This window comes from Blautia glucerasea (assembly GCF_020537505.1).
In the GTDB taxonomy this organism is placed as follows: Bacteria; Bacillota; Clostridia; order Lachnospirales; family Lachnospiraceae; genus Blautia_A.
This window is the reverse complement of the sequence record NZ_JAJBMO010000024.1, coordinates 32,993-53,638: the sequence shown is the minus strand read 5'-3', so window position 1 is coordinate 53,638 and position 20,646 is coordinate 32,993. Positions and strand designations below refer to the sequence as shown.

The following is a 20,646-nucleotide window of genomic DNA, read 5'->3' as shown; positions in this document are numbered from 1 at the left end:
CCGATAAGAAATAGAGTGTACCTGAAATGCAAACTGTCACAGAAAAATTATGAACTTTATGTAAAAAGTTGCAAAATCTATTGACCTAGAGCTTACTTCAGGTTGTACCATAAAATAAAAAGAGCAAGGAGGAATTTTTTATGGATATCGAACAGATGAAAAAAGACTTAGGTGGAGGTAACGTATTTCCAATCGGTGAAGAAAACGTAGCATTCGCAAAGTATTTTACAGGTGAATGCTATTTGAATATGCTTACAACAGAGAGAGTACCAGTTGGTCTGGTTACTTTCGCTCCGGGAACAATCAATGCATACCACATCCATCATAAAGGTGGACAGATCCTTCTGGTTACTGGTGGAAGAGGATGGTACCAGGAAGAAGGAAAACCAGCTCGTGAATTGAAAGCTGGAGATGTAGTAAATATTTCACCAGAAGTAAAACACTGGCACGGGGCAGCGAAAGACAGCTGGTTCCAGCATCTGGCTGTTGAAGTTCCAGCAGAGGGAGCTTCCAATGAATGGCTTGAGTTTTTACCGGAAGAAGAGTATGACAAATTACCATAAATAAGAAAGATGGAGGTTTGATATCATGGCAAAGATCACACAGATAGCAGGAAGAAATGCTCTGGGAACATTTGCACCAGATTTTGCACATTTTAACGATGACATTCTTTTCGGAGAGAACTGGAATAACGAAGATATTGATTTAAAAACAAGAAGTATCATCACAGTTGTAGCACTGATGGCACAGGGAATCACAGATTCCTCTTTGAAATTCCATTTACAGAATGCAAAGGATCATGGGGTAACACAGAAAGAGATCGCAGCAATCATCACTCACGTAGCATTCTATGCAGGCTGGCCAAAAGGCTGGGCAGTCTTTAATCTTGCAAAAGAGGTTTGGAATGAGGACGAAGCAGAGAAATAACCTGGCAGAAACTGCTCGTCATGAAAGGGTCGCACAAAACACAGACGTGTATGCCGTTAAAGCCCGTAACTATAAGGGATTGCGGAGGGGTAGTCCAGTTTTTTGTAGTAACAACTGGCATATCCATCATGCAAAAACAAGCGGCGGACAGATTCTTGTCTGTGTTGCAGGACGCGGCTATTATCAGGAAGAGGGCAAGGAAGCCATCGAGATGAAGCCAGGCGACTGCATCAATATCCCGGCAGAAGTAAAACACTGGCATGGCGCTGCACCGGACAGCTGGTTCAGTCATCTGGCAGTAGAAGTACCAGGAACAGAAACCTCAAATGAGTGGTGCGAACCTGTATCTGATGAGGAGTACGGCAAGCTGAAATAATTGTAAACTGTATATGAATTCCTACAAAAACATGCTGCATAATAACTGCACATGAAGGACACAGACTGTCAGAAAAAGATAGTTTGTGTCCTTTTTGGCTGTATTTTGTATTTCGTTACAATCTGGTTACACTTATCCTTGTAAAAACATGTATAATATAATTTAACCATTTCTCACAGACAGCTGCCTAAAGAAGTATTTCTCCAGGTGTCTGTGAACTTTTAATCACAAGAAAGGATATGAAATGAAAGCCAGAATCCTTGTAATAGAAGATGAACCCGCAATCAATGACCTGCTCTGCATGAACCTGGAAGTCACCGGATATGAAACCGTAAGCTATTTTAATGGCAATGAAGCCAGCGAAGGCATTGCCCGGGACCACGATTTTCAGTGTGCCCTGGTAGACATTATGCTCCCTGGGAAAGATGGATACACACTTTTACCAGAGTTGAAGCACTACGGCATTCCTGTCATTTTCCTCACCGCCAGAGCTGATCTTGCAAGTAAAGTAAAGGGGCTGAAAGAGGGGGCAGAAGATTATATTGTAAAACCATTCGAAATGCTTGAAGTGATGGTCCGCCTGGAAAAAGTTCTGGAACGTCACGGAAATATCCAGGAACAGATTCAGATAGAAGATGTTGCGATCGATACCGTGAGCCACACCGTTACCCGGAAGGGAGAAGAAGTCTATCTGAAGCCAATGGAGTACAACTGCCTTATGATGTTCGTCCGAAATCCCAATAAAGCCCTTACAAGAGAACAGCTTCTCGCCGGTCTCTGGGGCGTAGAATTTGAAGGAGAGACCAGAACCGTAGATGCCCATGTAGGACGCATCCGCAAGAAGCTGGGCTGGCAGGACAAGATCAAAACTATTCCCCGTATTGGATACCGACTGGAGGTGGAGCTTTGAAGCTTTTTACCAGAATATTTCTGCAGGTAGCCCGCGTGATCCTGATTTTATCCTCCACTGTTTTTTTCTATACTTCATACCGCTGGAAGAATCAGAGCATTCAGTACATCAATAACTATGAATACAGCAAATTCCAGAACAATCTTTTACAATTCGAAGAGAAATTAAGACTTACAAGCAGTCAGTCAGCAGATTCTGATGAAAGAGTCCGAAACCGGATCCTGATCTACGCTTTCCGGCAGATTTTTCACGACAGCGCTGTTTTGTATCAGGATGGCAAAGAAGTTCACAACGGTACCACTTATGACTTTGATATCCAGGGAATCCAGAAGCAGATGGGAAACGTAGAATTACACGGGAAATGGTATGACATGGATACTTATGTCTATGATCCCATTGTCAGCAAAATTGATGGCAAGACTTTGTTGCTCTTTTGTTATTCCTCCACAGAATCCACTACAAATCTGAAGTATCAGATTGTCACTTATAAAGATATTTCTGATGTTCTGGCGAGTAACCAGATCCTTTTTTACCAGGTAGGTGCGTTGACGTTGATCCTGCTTTTATTGACCGGAACCATTCTCTTTTTCAGTCTGCGCAAAATCATGGCACCTCTTACAAGACTAAAGGAAGCCGCGGTCTCCGTATCCGAAGGCAACTATGATATAAAAGTTCCCGCAGAAGGAGATACGGAACTGGCGCAGGTGGGACAAAGCTTTAACCAGATGTCTGCCAAGGTAAAAGAACAGATTGAAAGCCTCTCCGCCATAAACCAAACACAAAGACAGCTGATGGGAAGCCTTGCCCACGAGCTGAAAACACCTATGACCTCCATTCTTGGATATGCAGATACACTTCTCACAGTACGCCTGCAAAGACAGCAGCAGGAGAGAGCGCTCTCCTACATTTCCAATGAATGCCGCAGGCTGTCACGGCTTTCTGTAAAGATGCTGGAGCTTACCGGCCTGTATGAAACTGGAGAAGCACGTTTTGCACCAGCAGAAATTTCCGTGAAAGCCTTTCTGGAAGATGTCAGACAACTGAATCTCTACCGCCTGAAGGAGAAAAATATCCATCTTGAAATTCAGTGTGAACCTGCTGATCTGAAGAAAACCTTTGATAAAGATCTTATGCTAAGTGTGGTAAACAATTTTATTGATAATGCGGCAAAAGCCTCCCTGGAAAATTCCAAAATCATACTGTCAGCAACAGCCGGGAAGCTGATGGTCCAGGACTTTGGCAAGGGAATCCCCGCGGAAGATCTGGAGAAAGTGACCGAGGCCTTTTATATGGTTGACAAATCCCGCTCCCGAGCGAATGGAAGTGTGGGACTGGGACTTGCACTATGTAAGAAAATTGCGGATATACATGGATTTCAGTTGAAAATTGAAAGTGAACTTGGAGAGGGCACTCGGATTTTTATTGAATGGTAGGAAAGTCTATTGGAGTATAAGCGTACAGGTAATTGCTTAGTTCCTTTATCGTTGCATTTTTGGTTGTACCAGTTACATGCCAGATTACAACTCAGTTACAAGTTACGGAAGATTCGGTGTAATTTCCAATGCTACAATCTATACCAGAACATGACCGAGAAGTTACCATTCGCAACATCAAACACCTATTCCCCTGGGTATTCGGTCATGTTCAAACACAGGAAGGGAGACTTCACACACAAATGAGAAAAAACATAGAAAGAATAATCGGACTTACCCTTTGCATGGGAATGTTAGCGGGATGTGCACAGACACCAGAATCGTCCCTTGTAAGGCAGAAGGGAAGTAAAGCATTGGATTCTTACAAAGAAGCGGATAACAATGTGGATATGGTAGAAAGTGACAGTTCCGCTGACCAGACAAATACGTCTCAGAGCACTGGTACTGCTGATTCGATAACCGCCACTGATGATTCTACAGATAACATCTCCGCTGCCAGAACCACCATCCGTGACCTGCTCAATGCGCCTGAGACATATAAGAGCCAGGTAACAGATGACACCGCCAAGCTTGTGGTAAATACAGATGCCTCTGTAGAGATTCCCGATGTGGAGAAGATCTCTGCAATTTCTGTTACACCGGCTGAAGTTACACAGGATCTTCTGGACCGTATTACAGACGCCTTTTTCTCTGATGCGAAGATTTACACTGCAGACAGCTATTATGTCCAGACAAAGGATGAGATTAAGCAAAAAATAGACGAATTAAAAGAAGACGTTGCCAACGGAAATCTGGATCCTAATAATTATGGAACTGATGATAATGGCAACCTGGTATATGATATTTACAATGACATCGAATACTGGGAAGGACAGTATGAATCCGCCCCAGAGACAAAAAATCCGATAGAGGGACGTCCAACTGTAGGAGTACAGACATATAGTGATAACGGAGAAGTTATGGGAGAGAATGAATTTACGGGGGTAGCACAACTGGATGACGGCTCGGAATATTATTATCGTACTTCTTCCTGGGGAGCCTATCCCTTAGAGGTAAGGCTTAACAAGATTACTAAGAAAGACGGTTCGGAAGTTCCTTCTGATGCCACATGGATGGATTATTCCAGTGGTAGTTCATACGAAAAGCCAACTGAGGAATCTATCGGAATTTCTCTGGATGACGCGAAGCAGCTAGTTCAGGAAAAGGTAGATGCTATGGGACTTGGCGATATGAGCCAATGCGGATGGAATTACGCCATCCAGACTTCCATCGGAACAGATGATACGTCCAGTTATCTTGGAGGCGGTTATGTTATCTACTATAGCCGTACCATAAATGGAGTTCCACTTACCTATACCATGGATGCAGGTGGGGCACTTGAAGATATGGACAGCACTATGGAAACCTGGGCTTATGAAAATCTTTATTTCTATGTAAATGCAGACGGAATCGACAGCATGTCTTACAGTAATCCATATACCATCGGAGAGACTAAGACTGAGAATTTAAGACTGCTTCCATTCACTGAGATCATGAATATCTACGAAAAAATGATGATCGTCACCAATGCGGACAACCTGAGTTATGAAAATTCCAGAATATATAGTATTAACCGAATCGTTCTCGGCTATGCCAGAATTTATGAACCATCTACAGACGCCCATACCGGGCTTCTGGTTCCAGTCTGGGATTTCTTTGGATCCCGCAAGATAGATTCCGAGTATGATGGTGAGACCTATTCAGATATCACAGATTACCCCACATGGAGTTTCCTTACCATCAATGCAGTTGATGGAAGCATTATAGACCGCGGTCTGGGCTACTGATATGAAGCAGATACTTGGAATTGTACGCTACAATTTCTTCGGCTTTTTCCGGAATCCAAAGGTGATTTTTACATTCCTTTTGGAATTTGTGCTCAGTTTTCTGCTTACAGGAAGGATCATGGTTGTTATGGAGAGCTACGACACGCCGGTACAGGCCATTGAACCTTTCCTGTGGACCTTCGGGGATGGAACAGCAGTGCTTCTAAGCTCCATGCTTTTGCTCCTGCTGTTCTCAGACCTGCCGAAAATGACACCGGTCACTCCTTATCAGCTGATCCGCACCACCAAGAGGAAATGGCTCTTAGGCCAGTTCGTCTATATTACAGTCGTAACTATTTTATATACATTTTTTATGCTTTTGTTTACTTCTGTGTTATGCATGAAGGACAGCTATCCAGGAAATCTGTGGAGTGACACTGCAGCTATGCTGGGCTACTCTGATCTTGGAAAGAATCTGCAGGTGCCATCTACAGTACGTGTTATGGAAAGTATTTCTCCTTATGGCTGTATGCTGCAGGTATTTCTTTTGCTTTTTTGTTATTCCCTGACCTTAAGCTTTGTAATTCTGGTAGGGAATCTCTACAAAGGAAAAACAAAAGGCATGGTATTTGGTCTGCTTTACAGTATCTATGGATTCCTTCTGGATTCCAATGTATTGGCAGCTGTTTTACATAAAGAAAAGTATGAAATGTACCAGATAAACGTGCTGATCTGCTGGATCAGTCCCTTAAACCAGGCCGTCTATGGAAAACATAATCTGGGCTATGATCCATTACTCCCCAAGCTCTGGCAATCCTGTATATTTTTTCTGGTTCTGGCACTAATATTGGTTATTCTGGCGCTTCACAGAATAAAGAACTATCCGTTTGAATTCCTGGGGGAAAAGGCATGAGTGGTGAAATGAAACGTATGCTTACATCCAAAAGCTTTCTGGCCGCCTGGCTGATCGCTTGTGTATCTCTTGTCCTTGGGCAGACTTACCCCAGTCTGAAGAAGCCTTTGTCATGCGGTACGTTTATAAGCCTTCTGGATAGCTCCATGAAAGGACAGATTGTATCCTTTGCTTTGCCTGTAGCAGCAGTGCTTCCCTGGAGTGATTCTTTCCTACAGGAGTATAGAAGCGGTTTTCTAAAAGCAGCACTGCCCAGAACCAGCCGCATTCAATATGTGGAAGGAAAGGTTTTTTCTATTCTGATGTCTGGGTTCCTGGTCTGGATACTGGCAGTTCTGACAGTGCTTTTTGTTAATTTTGTTATATTTTATCCTTTAGAAATAAAAGGGGATTTTCAAAAAGATCAGCTGGCAGAGCTTCTAATGAAAGCGCTTCGCATGAGCATCCTTGGAAGTATCCTAAGCATCCTTGGCGGAATCTGCGGAACACTATGGGAATCCGCTTATATGGCTTACGGAATTCCTTTTATAAGTTATTATTTCGGAATTATTCTGCACCAACGGTATTTTAAAGATCAACTCTGGTTTTACCCGTCAGAATGGATAGCTCCCTCTGGAAACTGGGGGCCATACCAAACTGGTTTATGGTTATTTTTGTTATTATTTCTGCTTGTGCTGATACCAGTTCTGGGAGGTGTGTTATATGCTAAAATCGAAGAACTATAAGCTGGCGGAACCAGGTTCCTGTGTACATATAAATCATGTTACCAAACGTTTCGGCGAGGATCTTGTTCTAAAAGAAGTAAATCTGAATCTGAATTACGGACAGGTGTATGGTATTGTTGGAAATAATGGTTCCGGAAAGACCGTTCTTATGAAGTGTATCTGCGGTTTTCTGCCGCCTACAACTGGAACCATCCACGTGTTAGGAAAACAAATTGGAAAAGATACTGATTTTCCGGAAAGCCTTGGCGTTATCATTGAGACACCAGGCTTCCTTACCCAATATACAGGAATGAAGAATCTAGAAATACTGGCAAATATGCGGGGACTGATTTCCCAGGCAGATATCCGTCTTATTCTTCAAAAGGTTGGACTGGATCCAGATATGAAAAAGCCCGTTGGAAAGTATTCTCTTGGAATGCGCCAGCGTCTTGGAATCGCCCAGGCCATTATGGAAGATCCCCGTTTTCTCATTTTGGATGAACCCTTTAACGGACTGGATAAACATGGCGTAGTAGAAATCCGGGAGCTTCTTCTGGAACTGAAAGCGGCCGGTAAGACCATTCTCCTTGCCAGCCATAATGAAGAAGATATCCGTATTCTCTGTGACCATGTATATGAAATGGACGGAGGAATCTTGAAGGAAAGGACAGCCTGAACATGAGAGAAGAACGATTACAGAAAAAATCTGTTTTTGTTGTTAAAATAAGCGAAATCATTTGGATTGCTGTAACAACTGCCATGATATTATTTTTTACGTTTCCTTTTGCAGTTTTTGCACAGGAGACTGATCTTGAAAATACAGAAACAGTTTTTGAAGACGAAACAGAAACTGCTCCCGATATAACCCCAGTTCCAGATTCGGATCCAGATCTGGATGGGTTCATATCTGGTGACGATTCTTCTGAAAAAGATAATACCATTCATGTTATTATTGAAAATGGATCCGCTGGCAATACAGACAACAGTAATACAGATCCAGCCGGTGATGGTACTATGACAGGAGGGGATCCTTCTTATGGAGATGTTTATACCGGAAGTACAGGCGGAGAAACCAGCTCTTCTGGTGAAAAGATCCTCCACAAGCCGCAGCTGCTTTTAGAGGACAGTAATCTATCCAGTCAGATACTAAAAGCTGGCACAACCCAGGAAATGTCCGTAACCTTTCGAAATAAAAGCCGCAGCCAGAACGTATATGGATTGAAGATTTCTCTTTCCACGGAAACAAAAGGAATTGAATTTGATAAAAATTCTTTTTACGTGCAGCGTCTGACGCCAGGCGAAGCTATCACTTTAAAACAGAATCTATCTATCGCAGAAGATACAGAGCCAGGTCAGGTAACGATTTTGTTTTCCCTGGAATATGAAGATTCCAAAGCCACCGGTGCCACTGGTACAGAAACTCTGACGTTTAACGTCACACAGCCTGTACGTGCAGAATTGGAAGCGTCTGATATTCCCTCCGTTTTTTACACGATGGACACTGTGGAAATTCCAGTAAAAGCACTAAATTTAGGACGGGATAAAATATATAATGCGAAAATACAGTTAGAAGCAGATGGACTAAGTCCAAAGGAGACGGTATTTCTTGGAAACGTAGATGCAGGAACAGCCGCAGAGGGCTCAATAAGAATATACGTAAAGGGAAGTTCCGGAGCTGAGAACTCTGCTGGAAAGCTGATTCTCACTTACGAGGATTCCACAGGGACCCCCTACCAGACAACTATGGATTTCACCTCCGAGATCAAAGAATCCCAGATCCAGTCGCTAAAAGTTGATGATTCTCAGGAAGAAACCAACAGCTGGTGGTATTCTATTATTGTGGTTCTGGCAGTTTTGCTGGTTTTCATTATTCTGTTTCTTCTCGTCAGATTACATAAGAAATCCATACTCCTGGAAGAAGCAAGAAAGGCGGCATCTCATTGAGAAAGAAAAAAATAGATGGCTTCATCTGCTTTTTGTTTCTTCTCATTTCGCTGGTTCTTTTCTTTTTTCTCAGACTTACCTATGAAATGCAGAAGGAGAAGCAGCAGTATACAGCCTTATTTTCCCTTGGAAATCTCAGTTACGACCAGGATTTTCTTAAAAATGCCTCAAAAATAAAAGGAATTCAGGAAATCTGGCCAGTTGTGGAAATTCCAGTAACGATAAAAACAGATGACTATACCAAAACCACCGTCTTTAACGGAATTGATCTAAATGCTTTCACCGAAAATTTCAGTCAAGACAATTTGGGAAACGCACCACTTTTACTTCTGGGAAGTACTTCTCTGGAAAACATGAAAGACCCTAATGGACATGTCATTTCAAAGAAGCAGCAGAATACATATCTGAAAATAGGAAAAGAGCTTGCTATTACATATACTTTAGACAGTATCAGTTCAAATAAAAGCTCTACTGAAAACAGTAGTCCAATTTCCAGCAGCAGTTCTATGGCTATGGACAATTCTGGTAATAATATTTCATCTGCATCATGGTTCCCTTGTAAAGTCGCCGCGATACTCCCAGGGGAAAATGACCAGATATATATCCCTCTTTCTCAGGCTAGAGCTCTGTGCAGTGAAGCTGGTACTCCTTTGACAGTAACAAAAGTGTTGCTTAAGATAAAAGGGAAAGACAATCTTGAAAGCGCCAGACAATTGTTTGAATAATAAATATGATTTCTATCGAGTATTATTCCTACCGTATGTTCCCACTTTAAGGTGTAATCAGTTTAGACTTTCCCATACTCCATTTTTGACAATATTATTATAAAATAGTTCATAATCTTCTTGTCTCATTCATAAATCTGTAAATTGATTTTACAGTCAAAATGCTATACAATGGATAGCAACCAAGGAGGAGAGGATTATGAAACTGGATAAGAAAAATATTTTTACAATCCCCAATATTCTAAGCAGCTTTCGAGTGATACTGGCATTTGTATTTTTGACTATATTTTATCAGTCAGACCTGGATAACAAAGAACGCTATTCGACTGCGATTATTCTGATTTCCGCACTTACTGATTTTCTGGATGGTAAAATTGCCCGAAAATTTAACATGGTCAGTGAGCTGGGTAAGATTCTGGATCCCATTGCAGACAAAATAACCCAAGGTGTTCTGATCCTATGTCTGATGAAAAAATATCCTTTGCTTCGCTGGCTGTTCCTGCTTTTTACAGTAAAGGAAGCCTTTATGGGAATTGTAGGTGCCAAAGTATTAAAGAAAACAGGCGAGAACAAAGGTGCGATGTGGTACGGAAAGGTTTGTACCGCCTTTTTCTATCTGGTCATGTTCCTGTTTCTCTTTATTCCAGACATTTCCATTCAGATTGCCAATGTGCTGATCTTGATGTGCAGCTTCTTTATGCTTTTATCTTTCATCTTATATGCAAAACGATACAAAGAATTGTTATCATAACTACAAAATATGGTAGTCTTATTTGCACTTACCATCGGATGCGTAATATATCTCTCAAACATAGTTTTTAACTCGTTATATATATAATAAGGCACAAAAAGGACCCTGCAGTCCACAGATCCTTTTTTAGTGAAGTATTTTGCAGCGATTTTTGCTGCGATATATGGATGTATTAAAGTGTCAAAAACATTTTTCAATACCTTAAGCATAAATAACACTAATAAATAAAGGAAGAAAACAGCTATGATATATACATCTGCATATTCATCGCCATTAGGATCTATTTTGCTGGCTGCTGATGAAATTGGTCTTACTGGCCTATGGTTTGAAGGACAGAAATATTTTGCAAATACACTTCCAGAAGGGAGAATTTCAAAGGAAACGGAGATTCTCACAGTGGCAAAAGATTGGCTGGACATATATTTTTCCGGTAAAGAGCCGACATTTACGCCGCCTCTTCATTCTGCAGGATCAGAATTCAGACAGGCTGTATGGCGAATTTTATTAGAGATTCCTTATGGACAAACGATTACGTATGGGGAAATTGCCCGCAGAATGGCAGAAATAAAAAAGGTCACGCACATGTCTGCACAGGCTGTAGGTGGTGCAATTGGACATAACGTAGTTTCCATTATCATTCCCTGCCACCGTGTCGTGGGCACAAATGGCAGTCTGACAGGATATGCGGGAGGAATTGATAAAAAAATTTCACTGTTAAAATTGGAACACGCTAATATAAGTCATTTATTTGTTCCACAAAGGGAACTGCATTTGAGACAGGGCACAGGCACCCTTTGTAAAAGATATTACCTGGATGAACCAGACTAATACTCCGAAAGATATACAAAAAGAAATAACAGACTTAATGAAAGTAGATTTATCCGGAGGCCGTAAAACCAGATTCTCACCATATATCAAAGACAATGAAATTATACTTCCCCTGCCGAAGCAGGAACCGATGGGATTCACAAATTTTATAAGAGAATAATCCCCCCAAAAAGTCAGAAACGATCATCCGCCCCGGCTTTTGACTTTTAGAAGTTTTCCAGAGAAAATGCAATTAATCAGATGTAATCTCAAACTCGTTATGTTATACTTTTCCAAAAGAATACCAGAGCGCGTTTGAAAAATCATTTCCGCAATCTCCCACAAAGTGTGTCGTATATCTTGCAGAAAGCCTTTTTCAAACACGCTTTAGAAAAGGAGCAATTACCATATGATAACCCGTCAGGAATTAATCAATCAAATTGAAGATTATAAGCCATTTAATGAGCAGGAAAAGATGGATAAACTGCTGCTCTTAAACTGGATCAGGAATAATGACAATGCTTTTTCCAGAGAAAATACAGTGGCACATATGACAGCCTCCGCCTGGGTGGTCAATAAAGATAGAAGTAAAGTTCTCATGGTCTATCACAATATCTACAATTCCTGGTCCTGGTTGGGCGGACATGCAGATGGAGAAACGGACTTGCTTTCTGTAGCACTTCGCGAAGTAAAAGAAGAAGCAGGAATTACCAACGTGAAACCAGTGTCCGAGGAGATTTTCTCCCTGGAATCCCTTACCGTAGACGGTCATGTGAAAAAAGGCAACTACATATCCAGCCATTTACATCTGAACGTAACCTATCTGCTGGAAGCAGACTCTGATGAGGCAGTTTCCATAAAAGCCGACGAAAACAGCGGTGTCGCCTGGTTTTCCCCGGAAAAAGCACTTGAGAAATCTACAGAGCCATGGTTTGTAGCAAATGTGTACTCCAAACTTCTGGAAAAAATGAAGCAGTTATAATTATAATGCTCGACAGAGATTAGACACAATAAAATATAGGTATTAGACATTTTACAAAATTCCCATTTAAATGTAGATGTTTTGAATAGCATCTGCGTTTTCGGCCACCGAAAAAAGTGCTTTTGGCGGACGTAACTTTGAATACTATTTCGGAGTCTTTTTCTTTCATTGAAATTTTCCTTTCCTCGTTGTAAAATATTTCATTATACATAAGCATGTTCCAAAACTATTTTCTTGAATTGGAGAACCGATTTAGGAGCATGACCAAAGAAAGAGAAGAAAACATGAGTGATAAAATTGTAGTTTGCCTGGAAAAGGGCGGACAGAGGGATATGGCGGAGTCTTTTTCCAGACGCACAGGGGCTCTTCTTGTGGAAAAGCCTGGGGATCAACTGACGGTGCTTTTTAATTTAAAAGGTGTTTCCCTGACTGGATATGGTCTGACTTATCAAGGCGATTTCGAAAACATGCTACACCGTGTCACAAACGGCCGCCTCCAGCACGAAATGCTTGTTCGGGCTTCCAAGTCGGAAAAAGAGGGACGCAAAGCTATTGACGCCACAGCAGGAATGGGAGAGGACGGATTTCTTCTTGCGGCCCAGGGCTATGAAGTAACTTTGTATGAACAGAATCCGGTAATCGCAGTTCTTTTAAAAGATGCCCTGCGCCGGGCGAAAAAGCATCCGGTATTAAAGGAAATTGCAGCCCGGATGAAGCTGGTGGAGGGCAACAGCGTGGAGTTAATGCCTGCTCTTCTGGATCCGGTAGATGTAATTTATCTGGATCCCATGTTTCCTGCGAGACAGAAGTCCAGCCTGATCAACAAGAAGTTACAGCTGATCCAGAAGCTGGAACCCCCATGCTCCGAGGAGACCGACCTTTTTGATGCCGCTATCAGCGCGGGACCGGATAAGATTATTGTGAAAAGACCTTTGAAAAGTGAGTTCCTGGCTGGGAGAAAACCTTCTTATACCCTGAATGGAAAAGCCATAAGGTACGACTGCTATACCCTATAAAACAATATCATTATTATAAGCTTTCCAGATTTCTAAATGTAAAGGGTGTTAAACAAAACGAAAATGACAATTACAACTTTATGTTATATAGAAAATAATAATCAATATCTGATGCTTCACAGAACAAAAAAGCCAAACGACATAAACGAAGGCAAATGGATTGGAGTAGGCGGACATGTGGAGAGGGATGAGTCACCGGAAGAATGCCTTGTCCGTGAAGTGAGAGAGGAAACAGGACTTACACTTACTGCTTATAAGTTCCGCGGTCTGGTAACGTTTGTAAACAACAAATGTGAATCGGAGCTTATGTGCGTGTTTACAGCAGATGGATATACTGGTGAGCTTATTACTTGCAACGAAGGAGAGCTTCGCTGGGTTGATAAAACACAGGTTCCGAATCTGCCTACCTGGGAAGGCGACAGAGTATTTCTTGATCTGCTCCTTTCAAATGAAGAACGCTTTTTCTCCATAAAGCTACAATATGAAGGGGACCAACTTGTGAAAAAGAAAATTAATTTGTACTAAATATCCCGGGAAGCACCATGCGGAACATGGTATGTGCCTGCTCAAGCCCTCCTTTTTGCCCGTTCCTCATAGGATCACAGTAATAAATGCTGGTGCGCTATATACAGTTTACCCCTGTTTCTAATAATTCAGGATCACCGGATTCTGATCCACGATCGGTTAGTATATACTCGAAAGTTGAAAGGAATCCATAAGTTCCCAAACGTTTTTCTAACATTCCGTTCTGGGTGATTGGTGACAATCTGGTATGGGGACTGTCCCTATTCAATGATTGATTTTTCTTTGCTTGATCCCACGAGAGTGCATTTTATATCCACAGGAAGGACAGTAATGAGCGACTGGTTTGGATTCAAGAAAGAGAGTTTTGGTTTGCCCTTGGATCTGAATATCCGTAATTGTTATATCAGTATCTTCAAGGTCAAGTAAATCTGTGATACTATTCATGTATCCTCCTTTCATTTGGTAGTTTCCGCAAAAACATCATATGAAAAGAAGGATAAAAGGACAAGAGATCCTTATGAAAAAAGGATTGGTCAGCCAAGAAACTGATCAATCCTTTTCCATTACAGGCAGAAACCCTCATGAAGAACCCTCAAGTTTGCCCCTCACGAAGAGAGACCCTCAACAAGTTTGATTCCTCCAATTAATGTAGAGAAAGGCTGCTGGAAGGAAGAATCCAGCAGTCTTTTTTTATACTGGAACTCTGCCAATTGGGATAATAAACCTGAATTATTCACGGAACAGTTTCTTTAAAAACTGACCCATAAGAACTGTCAAATCTATGTCTGTGCCACACCAGACGGAAAAGCATTATACTACATTTAAATCAATTTATGCATATCGAATCAGTAAAACTTGTTAAATACCTAATTCAATAGTATGATAGAATACAAGATACATTATTTCAAAGTAAATTATTGTTAATATGCGGTAACAGGAGGGAAGGATGAAAAGAGAGAGAACTTTATCAATTATTACCACAGGTTATTTTTTATTGTACAGCATATTTTTAATTTTTGTTGAGGGGATTTTGATATACGGAATTTATTTATTCCAAAATGGGACAACTGCAACTGCCAACATGCTTCCGGCAGTAGATGAAATTATGACAGCGATCATTGGATTTTTCACCGTGTTTAGCACTTTCAGCTGGCTGGTATCTTTAATTCTGGCAATGGCGGTTGTGATGCCTTTCGCTATTTGCATTGCAATTTTTATCCATTCCTGTATATGCCTGAGAAAAAATCCTTTATTAGAAAAAAGAAGACTGAAACGTGATGCTCTTGTAAAAACAATCTTCTACATATGTATGTTAGTGTTTTTGATTTCGCAAAGATATCAATTAAACCATCCGGATATTGAAGAAGCTTTACTGATTTTCGTAATGTTTATTATTCCATTTTTAATTTCTATTATAACTTTAATCTGTTGCATGAAAAAGGATAAATTAATTTAAACTGGCGAAAAAATCCAAACTAAGAAGGAGAAAGAATACAAATGACAAAGAAAATAAAATCAAGATTTTTCACCGTTCTAACCATAATTTTAGTATTTCAATTAACGGGCTGTGCAAAGTTGGGCTCCATTATCAATGATATCCACGGATCACTGGTTGGAAATAACTACACCATATATACCTATGATAACTATGGAAGCCAGACATTGAAAACTACAGGAAAGAAAATCAGTATTACCGGAAATAAAATTGAGACAACCAGTTATGACAGCAATGGAAAGGCTGTAACCGGATATGACTTGTCTTCTGTGATCACCATTACAATTGACGGAAAAGAAATTGAAAGCTGTGGAGATACCTGTGTTTTCGTCCAGCAAGGACTGGAACCGGAAGTGGATTTTTCCCTGGATGAAATTGACAGCGATCGTGGAAATGGAATTACGGATAATGCAGCGCTTGCCAGAGTGTTAAACCAGTACAAGAATGACTTTGGAAAATCCAGGATCGTTGTCATAAAATCTCAGCTCGGCCAGCCTATAGCAGCTTTTTCTGGAAATGATGTTTACTGGGAAATCCCAGATGATCTGCCGAAGATGACAAAGCTTATGGTAGATGGAAAGGCACTGTACATACATAGAGCAAATTATCAGATCATTGATAAGGATCTGTTGTGAAAAATAATATTTAGAAAATCCGAATCGTATAAATGTTGAGGTGAAAGAGAATGTTGGAAACCCAAAGACTGATTTAAAGAAAATGGACAGAAGAAGATGCCGACAGCTTATTTGAATATGCCAAAAATCCGGAAGTCGGCCCTATTGCAGGCTGGCCGCCTCATAAAAGTGTAGAAGAGAGTAAAGACGTAATCAGAAATGTATTCAATGGGACGGAGTGTTACGCAATCTGTGAAAAAGAAAATAACATTGCCATTGGTGCCGTAGAATTAAAGCTGAATGGACACACGGATATGACAGAGCGGGATGATGAATGCGAACTTGGCTACTGGCTAGGACAGCCATTCTGGGGACGTGGTTATATGCCAGAAGCTGCCAGTGAACTGCTGCGGCATGGATTTGAGGACCTGGGCATGACAACCATCTGGTGCGGCTATTTTGATGGAAACCAAAAATCAAAGCGTGTACAGGAAAAGCTGGGTTTTGTTTTTCATCATACCTGCAATGAAGTTCCTGTGCCACTCCTAAATGAGATACGTGTTGGACACACCAACGTAATGACAAAAGATTGTTGGGAGAAATTATATAAATAACATTTTCTCGAAATGTGCACTGGCTCAAGTAAGTCGGTGCATTTTTTCTGCAAGGATGATTTTCTAAAAAACTGATACATTTTCCTATAATTTTGGCCTATCCCAAAAACGGATATCAGATATCCTTTAATTTATAAAGATACATACGCTCTGAGTGAGTTCAAAAAAGAGGAAAACGGGGAATTTAGAATGTTTGTAGTTATTGTTCACAGGTAACATTCCGCGAGGTGTTTTTTGTGAACAAAGCTCATAGAAACCCCGAGAACCTCGGCGCGAAATCATGCGAATGCATGATTTCTATGCATCGCGGAGCGTGTTACTGATCACGGAGTGTAATATTCCAAAACTGGGTTACGGAGGGGATACGGTATGATCCGTATGGAAAAAGCCAAGAAACTTTTGATTGCCACCTCCCTTTCCATAGGAGAAATCTCTGTCCAGTGCGGATATGGCGATTACAGAGTTTTTACGAAAGCATTTAAGAAAGCAGAAGGCTGCACGCCCTCCCAATACCGTAGAGATTTTTATGAAGAATAAAATGTTAATTGGACATAGAAAAATAATGTATTAGAAACAAAATAAGCATTCGGAAAGGGGAACAATCTATGAACTACATCTATATTACGAAAGAAAATATCGACAAAGAACACATCTGTTGTGCCATGTCTGGCAAACAGAGCCTTGCCAAAAAGAATGGCTGAAGCAGCGCTTCGATGAGGGGCTTGTTTTTTACCGCAGTGTGGAGCGTGGAAAATGCTTTATCGAATATATCCCAGCAGAAAATGCATGGGTGCCCATTGAGGCAAATGACTGGCTTTACATCAACTGCCTGTGGGTTTCCGGTTCTATGAAAGGCCATGGATATTCCAGCAACCTTTTGAATGAGTGTATCCGTGACGCCAATGCACAGAGAAAGAATGGCATTTGCATCCTGTGCGCCGAGGGACGGAAACGGGAATTTCTCGCCGATCCGAAGTTCCTGGCTTACAAGGGCTTCCGGACTGCAGATGTATCCGATTGTGGGATTAACCTGATGTATTTACCCCTTGTACCCAATGCCGAGCCACCTAAATTCAAGGAATGTGCCAAGCAGACCAAGGTGTCCGGGAATGGCTTCGTTCTATACTACACTGACCAGTGCCCGTACACATACTATTGGGTACCAAAAGTACAGGAAACCGCAAATATACAATCATTTGAAAGAATATAATCCTTCAAAATTGGAATGTGTAGATATCATTCCGTTTAGAATTTTCAAAGAGGATTCAGCTGGAAATAAACTTGCCGGGCTGATTGGAGAAACATCCAGAGCATAAAATAAAAGTACTCAGATTTTCTATGAACCGTAACGTAAACAGTTCCAACATAAGCAGGATTCATGTATAAAATTATGCATGAGACCTGCTTTTATGGTATTATAAGAAAAACAACAGCTAAAGGTTACAATTGGCTGCAGTCTGTTGTTTAACTAAAGCTCTGGTATATTCCAAAAGGAAAAGAATGGCGGTATAAAACATATGTATTAAATGCCATGCTGAACAATTTTTTCCAAATATATTATTGTGAAAGGAACAAAACAAACTATGCAGGAAAAACTAAGAGAAATCGTGGCAGGAAGGATAAAGTTGTGATTATATTATCCGGCAGTGAAGGCCGTCTGGACCATGCCCAGAAGCCGGCAAAATACCACAACTTTACCAAGGCAGCCCAGGCGTTAAACAACAGCCAGCCTAATATCACCCGGGCTATGAACTGTCTGGAACAGCAGCTGAATACCACTTTATTTATCCGCACTAACCGCGGGGTACAGCTTACCCCGGAGGGAGAACGGCTTTATACCCATGTACTTGGTGCAATGGAGCAGTTCCAAGCAGCAGAAGAAGAGCTGGCGGACAGCTCCGGGCTTTCTCATGGAAGTGTGGCGATTGGTGCCAGTGAAACTGCCTTGAATATTTTTCTGCTTGATAAATTAAAAAATTTCCATATGACTTATCCGGGAATCCGGCTGAAGCTTTATAACCATTCCACCCCGGAAGCCATTGAATCCGTAAAAAGTGGAAAGATCGATTTTGCAGTAGTTTCCACTCCGGCAGAGGTGGATTCCCCGTTGAAACAGATCATGCTCATGCCCTTTCAGGAGATCCTGGTTGGCGGTACCACTTTTACAGCCCTGGGAAGCCAGGAGCTTTCCCTTCGGGAGGTAAAAAACTATCCGCTGATTTCTCTTGGACGGGAAACTATGACCTATAAATTTTACAATAGTGTATTTTTATCCCATGGCCTGGATTTTTCCCCAGATACGGAAGCTGCCACTGCGGACCAGCTCCTGCCGCTGGTAAAATGTGAGCTTGGCCTTGCCTTTTTGCCCCATCCAATGGCAGCCCCATCCCTTCTGAAAAAAGAAATCGTACAGATTCCACTAAAAGACGAAATGCCAGAGCGTCAGATCTGCCTGGTATATGACAGCCAGCATCCTATGGGGCCGCAGCAAGAGAGTTGAAAAACACCATTATATCCGGGTGTGTTTAAAATTTATGTAGTTTGTCAAAATTGCAGAAATACAGTCTGGAGAAAATATGATGTTCAGCCCAACCAGTCTGGATTTTGCCCTTAGTATGCTTCAGCGCGGAGCAGAAGGAAAATCAAAGTATGGGTGGATGAAAGGTGAACTGCTTCTGGAGAACCGCTGAGAAAGGAAGTTAAAAGGCTTATGATTTATATAGATCGAATTACAAACATCTGCACATCTGACTATGATGAAGTCTGGTGGATTGTCCGTTCCCCAGATATCCTGCCGCAGAAAGAAAAACTGGTCCAATCCCTTTCCCCATCTAGGGAGCTGTTTCTAAAATACCGGGAAACTTTCCATGCCGAACAATTTGGTCCGGAATTTTTCCAAAATGTATATGTCCCACAATTCATTGCAGAACTGGCGAAAAACGAAGAAGCAGAAGCGGATCTGAACTATCTGTGCAGGGAAAGCAGCAGGAAAAATATTGTTCTCGGGTGCTACTGTGAGGATGAAGAACTTTGCCACAGAAGTATCATTGCAGGGATTCTGCTGGGAATGGGTGCTGAAATTCAGACAAACCAGGAATACCGAAAATACTATGAAATGCTCTGCAGAACGTGTTTTATCCTGTTGTAGTAATTACCTTGCTTACATACATCACCATTTGCAGGTTTCTACATGTAGATCTGTTTTCTTTTTTACTACAATTTCCGACTTTTTTCTTTGCACAATAATTTTCTTGAATTTATATTCATGAGTAGGTATAATAAAATATAGTATGTCAAATTTTAGCTGTTAAATGATGGCTTGTATCAAATAATAGTTAATAATTCCAAAGTAGTACAATATTCACTTTTTTATCCCATAGAATATGAATACCTTAAATCCTGGACAGGATTTTGAGGAACTGCCGGAAAGCTATGTAATTTTTATTACCAGGGACGATATTCTTGGATATGGACTTCCCATTTACCACATTGACCGGCAGATCAAAGAATTGAACGAGGCTTTTCAGGATGAAGCACATATCATATATGTAAATTCCAGGAAGCAGGATGATACAGAACTTGGAAGACTGATGCATGATCTACACTGTAAAAAGGCAGATGAGATGCACAGTCCGATTCTTGCAAAGCGAGTATAGGAATTGAAGGAGACACAGGGGTTGAACTTATGTGCCATGAAATGGAAAAAATCTATAGTGAGGGAATGGAAAGCGGAGAGAAACGTGGCGAGCTAAAAGCCAAAAATGAAGCCATCCTTTCACTGGCTGAAATGGGAATCCCAGTTAATCAAATCGCAAAAGCCGTAAATCTCAGCGAAAAAGATGTCCAGAAATGGATTGATGAAAATTTGTGTGCAATGAAATAATCTCCCGTATTTCTTCCCTGATACGTTCCATGAAGGTGGTGATCCGGTAAAAGAAGCAAAGGTAAACTGGGTAACCGCAAGACGCGCCATTTTGAGAAGTCCGATTCAGCGCATTGGATACGGCGAATATTTAAAACTGGCACTTCAGCTCCCGGATTTTGTTCAGTATATCAAAGAAGTATGCCAGGAATTTGGCGGTGAATACTGGTGTCAGGAAAAAAT

At 41.2% G+C, this 20,646-nt stretch carries 23 protein-coding genes and 6 pseudogenes; 27 read left to right on the top strand and 2 right to left on the bottom strand.

All coding sequences use genetic code 11. From position 1 onward, the window contains the following. Window positions 1-140: 140 nt before the first annotated feature. The 17 genes and pseudogenes from LIQ05_RS15710 (at window position 141) to LIQ05_RS15635 (ending at window position 13,818) form a co-directional block, all read left to right on the top strand. Window positions 141-563 carry a cupin domain-containing protein gene (locus LIQ05_RS15710; RefSeq protein ID WP_015533404.1) on the top strand — a complete coding sequence of 141 codons (423 nt, stop codon included), beginning with the start codon at window positions 141-143 and terminating at the stop codon, window positions 561-563. A 25-nt stretch (window positions 564-588) separates the two neighbouring features. Further along, window positions 589-903, top strand: a pseudogene (locus LIQ05_RS15705) (carboxymuconolactone decarboxylase family protein); the annotation flags it as partial. A 127-nt stretch (window positions 904-1,030) separates the two neighbouring features. Then, a pseudogene (locus LIQ05_RS15700) lies at window positions 1,031-1,303 on the top strand (cupin domain-containing protein); the annotation flags it as partial. 244 nt (window positions 1,304-1,547) lie between these two features. Continuing rightward, entirely contained in the window at window positions 1,548-2,213 is a 666-nt protein-coding gene (locus LIQ05_RS15695; RefSeq protein ID WP_226822166.1) for a response regulator transcription factor, read from the top strand. Next, entirely contained in the window at window positions 2,210-3,646 is a 1,437-nt protein-coding gene (locus tag LIQ05_RS15690) for a sensor histidine kinase (RefSeq protein WP_226822164.1), read from the top strand. The genes LIQ05_RS15695 and LIQ05_RS15690 overlap by 4 nt, the downstream gene beginning before the upstream one ends. A 242-nt stretch (window positions 3,647-3,888) precedes the next feature. Further along, window positions 3,889-5,472, top strand: coding sequence for a DUF6034 family protein (locus tag LIQ05_RS15685; protein WP_226822162.1), 1,584 nt, complete (start codon window positions 3,889-3,891; stop codon window positions 5,470-5,472). 1 nt (window position 5,473) lies between these two features. Then, window positions 5,474-6,364 (top strand): hypothetical protein, encoded by an 891-nt coding sequence (locus LIQ05_RS15680; RefSeq protein WP_226822160.1) that lies wholly within the window; start codon window positions 5,474-5,476, stop codon window positions 6,362-6,364. Next, entirely contained in the window at window positions 6,361-7,089 is a 729-nt protein-coding gene (locus LIQ05_RS15675) for an ABC transporter permease (protein WP_226822158.1), read from the top strand. Before LIQ05_RS15680 ends, LIQ05_RS15675 begins: the two co-directional genes overlap by 4 nt. Further along, complete coding sequence (locus tag LIQ05_RS15670; protein ID WP_226822156.1) at window positions 7,067-7,744, top strand: ABC transporter ATP-binding protein; 678 nt, start codon at window positions 7,067-7,069, stop codon at window positions 7,742-7,744. Before LIQ05_RS15675 ends, LIQ05_RS15670 begins: the two co-directional genes overlap by 23 nt. A gap of 2 nt (window positions 7,745-7,746) precedes the next feature. Continuing rightward, window positions 7,747-9,012 (top strand): hypothetical protein, encoded by a 1,266-nt coding sequence (locus tag LIQ05_RS15665; RefSeq protein WP_226822154.1) that lies wholly within the window; start codon window positions 7,747-7,749, stop codon window positions 9,010-9,012. 86 nt (window positions 9,013-9,098) lie between these two features. Beyond that, complete coding sequence (locus LIQ05_RS15660; protein ID WP_226822153.1) at window positions 9,099-9,737, top strand: hypothetical protein; 639 nt, start codon at window positions 9,099-9,101, stop codon at window positions 9,735-9,737. A 199-nt stretch (window positions 9,738-9,936) separates the two neighbouring features. Beyond that, window positions 9,937-10,488: a CDP-alcohol phosphatidyltransferase family protein gene (locus LIQ05_RS15655; protein ID WP_226822152.1), complete on the top strand. Its 552-nt coding sequence runs from the start codon at window positions 9,937-9,939 to the stop codon at window positions 10,486-10,488. A gap of 243 nt (window positions 10,489-10,731) precedes the next feature. Beyond that, complete coding sequence (locus LIQ05_RS15650) at window positions 10,732-11,316, top strand: methylated-DNA--[protein]-cysteine S-methyltransferase (protein ID WP_226822150.1); 585 nt, start codon at window positions 10,732-10,734, stop codon at window positions 11,314-11,316. A 245-nt stretch (window positions 11,317-11,561) separates the two neighbouring features. After that, window positions 11,562-11,708 carry a DUF6783 domain-containing protein gene (locus LIQ05_RS20735; RefSeq protein WP_416386004.1) on the top strand — a complete coding sequence of 49 codons (147 nt, stop codon included), beginning with the start codon at window positions 11,562-11,564 and terminating at the stop codon, window positions 11,706-11,708. Further along, window positions 11,705-12,277 carry an NUDIX hydrolase gene (locus LIQ05_RS15645; protein WP_226822148.1) on the top strand — a complete coding sequence of 191 codons (573 nt, stop codon included), beginning with the start codon at window positions 11,705-11,707 and terminating at the stop codon, window positions 12,275-12,277. The genes LIQ05_RS20735 and LIQ05_RS15645 overlap by 4 nt, the downstream gene beginning before the upstream one ends. A gap of 284 nt (window positions 12,278-12,561) precedes the next feature. Further along, window positions 12,562-13,293 (top strand): class I SAM-dependent methyltransferase, encoded by a 732-nt coding sequence (locus LIQ05_RS15640; RefSeq protein ID WP_226822146.1) that lies wholly within the window; start codon window positions 12,562-12,564, stop codon window positions 13,291-13,293. A 63-nt stretch (window positions 13,294-13,356) separates the two neighbouring features. After that, entirely contained in the window at window positions 13,357-13,818 is a 462-nt protein-coding gene (locus tag LIQ05_RS15635) for an NUDIX hydrolase (protein WP_226822144.1), read from the top strand. Window positions 13,819-13,825: 7 nt separating this feature from the next. Here LIQ05_RS15635 and LIQ05_RS20730 read toward each other — a convergent pair. Then, window positions 13,826-14,032 (bottom strand): annotated as a pseudogene (locus LIQ05_RS20730) (IS30 family transposase); the annotation flags it as partial. A 50-nt stretch (window positions 14,033-14,082) separates the two neighbouring features. Continuing rightward, window positions 14,083-14,262 (bottom strand): hypothetical protein, encoded by a 180-nt coding sequence (locus LIQ05_RS15625; RefSeq protein ID WP_226822142.1) that lies wholly within the window; start codon window positions 14,260-14,262, stop codon window positions 14,083-14,085. Window positions 14,263-14,764: 502 nt separating this feature from the next. On the opposite strand from LIQ05_RS15625, the gene LIQ05_RS15620 reads away from it, so the two are divergent. The 10 genes and pseudogenes from LIQ05_RS15620 to LIQ05_RS15575 all read left to right on the top strand — a co-directional run. After that, window positions 14,765-15,274 carry a hypothetical protein gene (locus LIQ05_RS15620; protein WP_226822140.1) on the top strand — a complete coding sequence of 170 codons (510 nt, stop codon included), beginning with the start codon at window positions 14,765-14,767 and terminating at the stop codon, window positions 15,272-15,274. A 41-nt stretch (window positions 15,275-15,315) separates the two neighbouring features. Then, complete coding sequence (locus LIQ05_RS15615) at window positions 15,316-15,948, top strand: DUF5052 family protein (protein ID WP_226822138.1); 633 nt, start codon at window positions 15,316-15,318, stop codon at window positions 15,946-15,948. A gap of 89 nt (window positions 15,949-16,037) precedes the next feature. Further along, window positions 16,038-16,541: pseudogene (locus LIQ05_RS15610) on the top strand (GNAT family N-acetyltransferase); the annotation flags it as partial. 369 nt (window positions 16,542-16,910) lie between these two features. Continuing rightward, window positions 16,911-17,078, top strand: a complete 168-nt coding sequence (locus LIQ05_RS15605) for a helix-turn-helix domain-containing protein (RefSeq protein ID WP_226822136.1) — start codon at window positions 16,911-16,913, stop codon at window positions 17,076-17,078. 160 nt (window positions 17,079-17,238) lie between these two features. Then, window positions 17,239-17,751: a hypothetical protein gene (locus LIQ05_RS15600; protein ID WP_330634020.1), complete on the top strand. Its 513-nt coding sequence runs from the start codon at window positions 17,239-17,241 to the stop codon at window positions 17,749-17,751. Window positions 17,752-18,198: 447 nt separating this feature from the next. After that, a pseudogene (locus tag LIQ05_RS15595) lies at window positions 18,199-19,070 on the top strand (LysR family transcriptional regulator). 181 nt (window positions 19,071-19,251) lie between these two features. After that, window positions 19,252-19,689, top strand: a complete 438-nt coding sequence (locus LIQ05_RS15585; protein ID WP_226822130.1) for a DUF488 domain-containing protein — start codon at window positions 19,252-19,254, stop codon at window positions 19,687-19,689. 235 nt (window positions 19,690-19,924) lie between these two features. Further along, the gene (locus LIQ05_RS20725) at window positions 19,925-20,197 is read left to right on the top strand and encodes a hypothetical protein (RefSeq protein ID WP_330634017.1); all 273 of its coding nucleotides are present in this window, start codon (window positions 19,925-19,927) and stop codon (window positions 20,195-20,197) included. A 41-nt stretch (window positions 20,198-20,238) separates the two neighbouring features. Continuing rightward, window positions 20,239-20,424, top strand: coding sequence for a hypothetical protein (locus tag LIQ05_RS20720; protein ID WP_330634016.1), 186 nt, complete (start codon window positions 20,239-20,241; stop codon window positions 20,422-20,424). A gap of 1 nt (window position 20,425) precedes the next feature. After that, a pseudogene (locus LIQ05_RS15575) lies at window positions 20,426-20,617 on the top strand (1,3-beta-galactosyl-N-acetylhexosamine phosphorylase N-terminal domain-containing protein); the annotation flags it as partial. Window positions 20,618-20,646 lie beyond the last annotated feature (29 nt).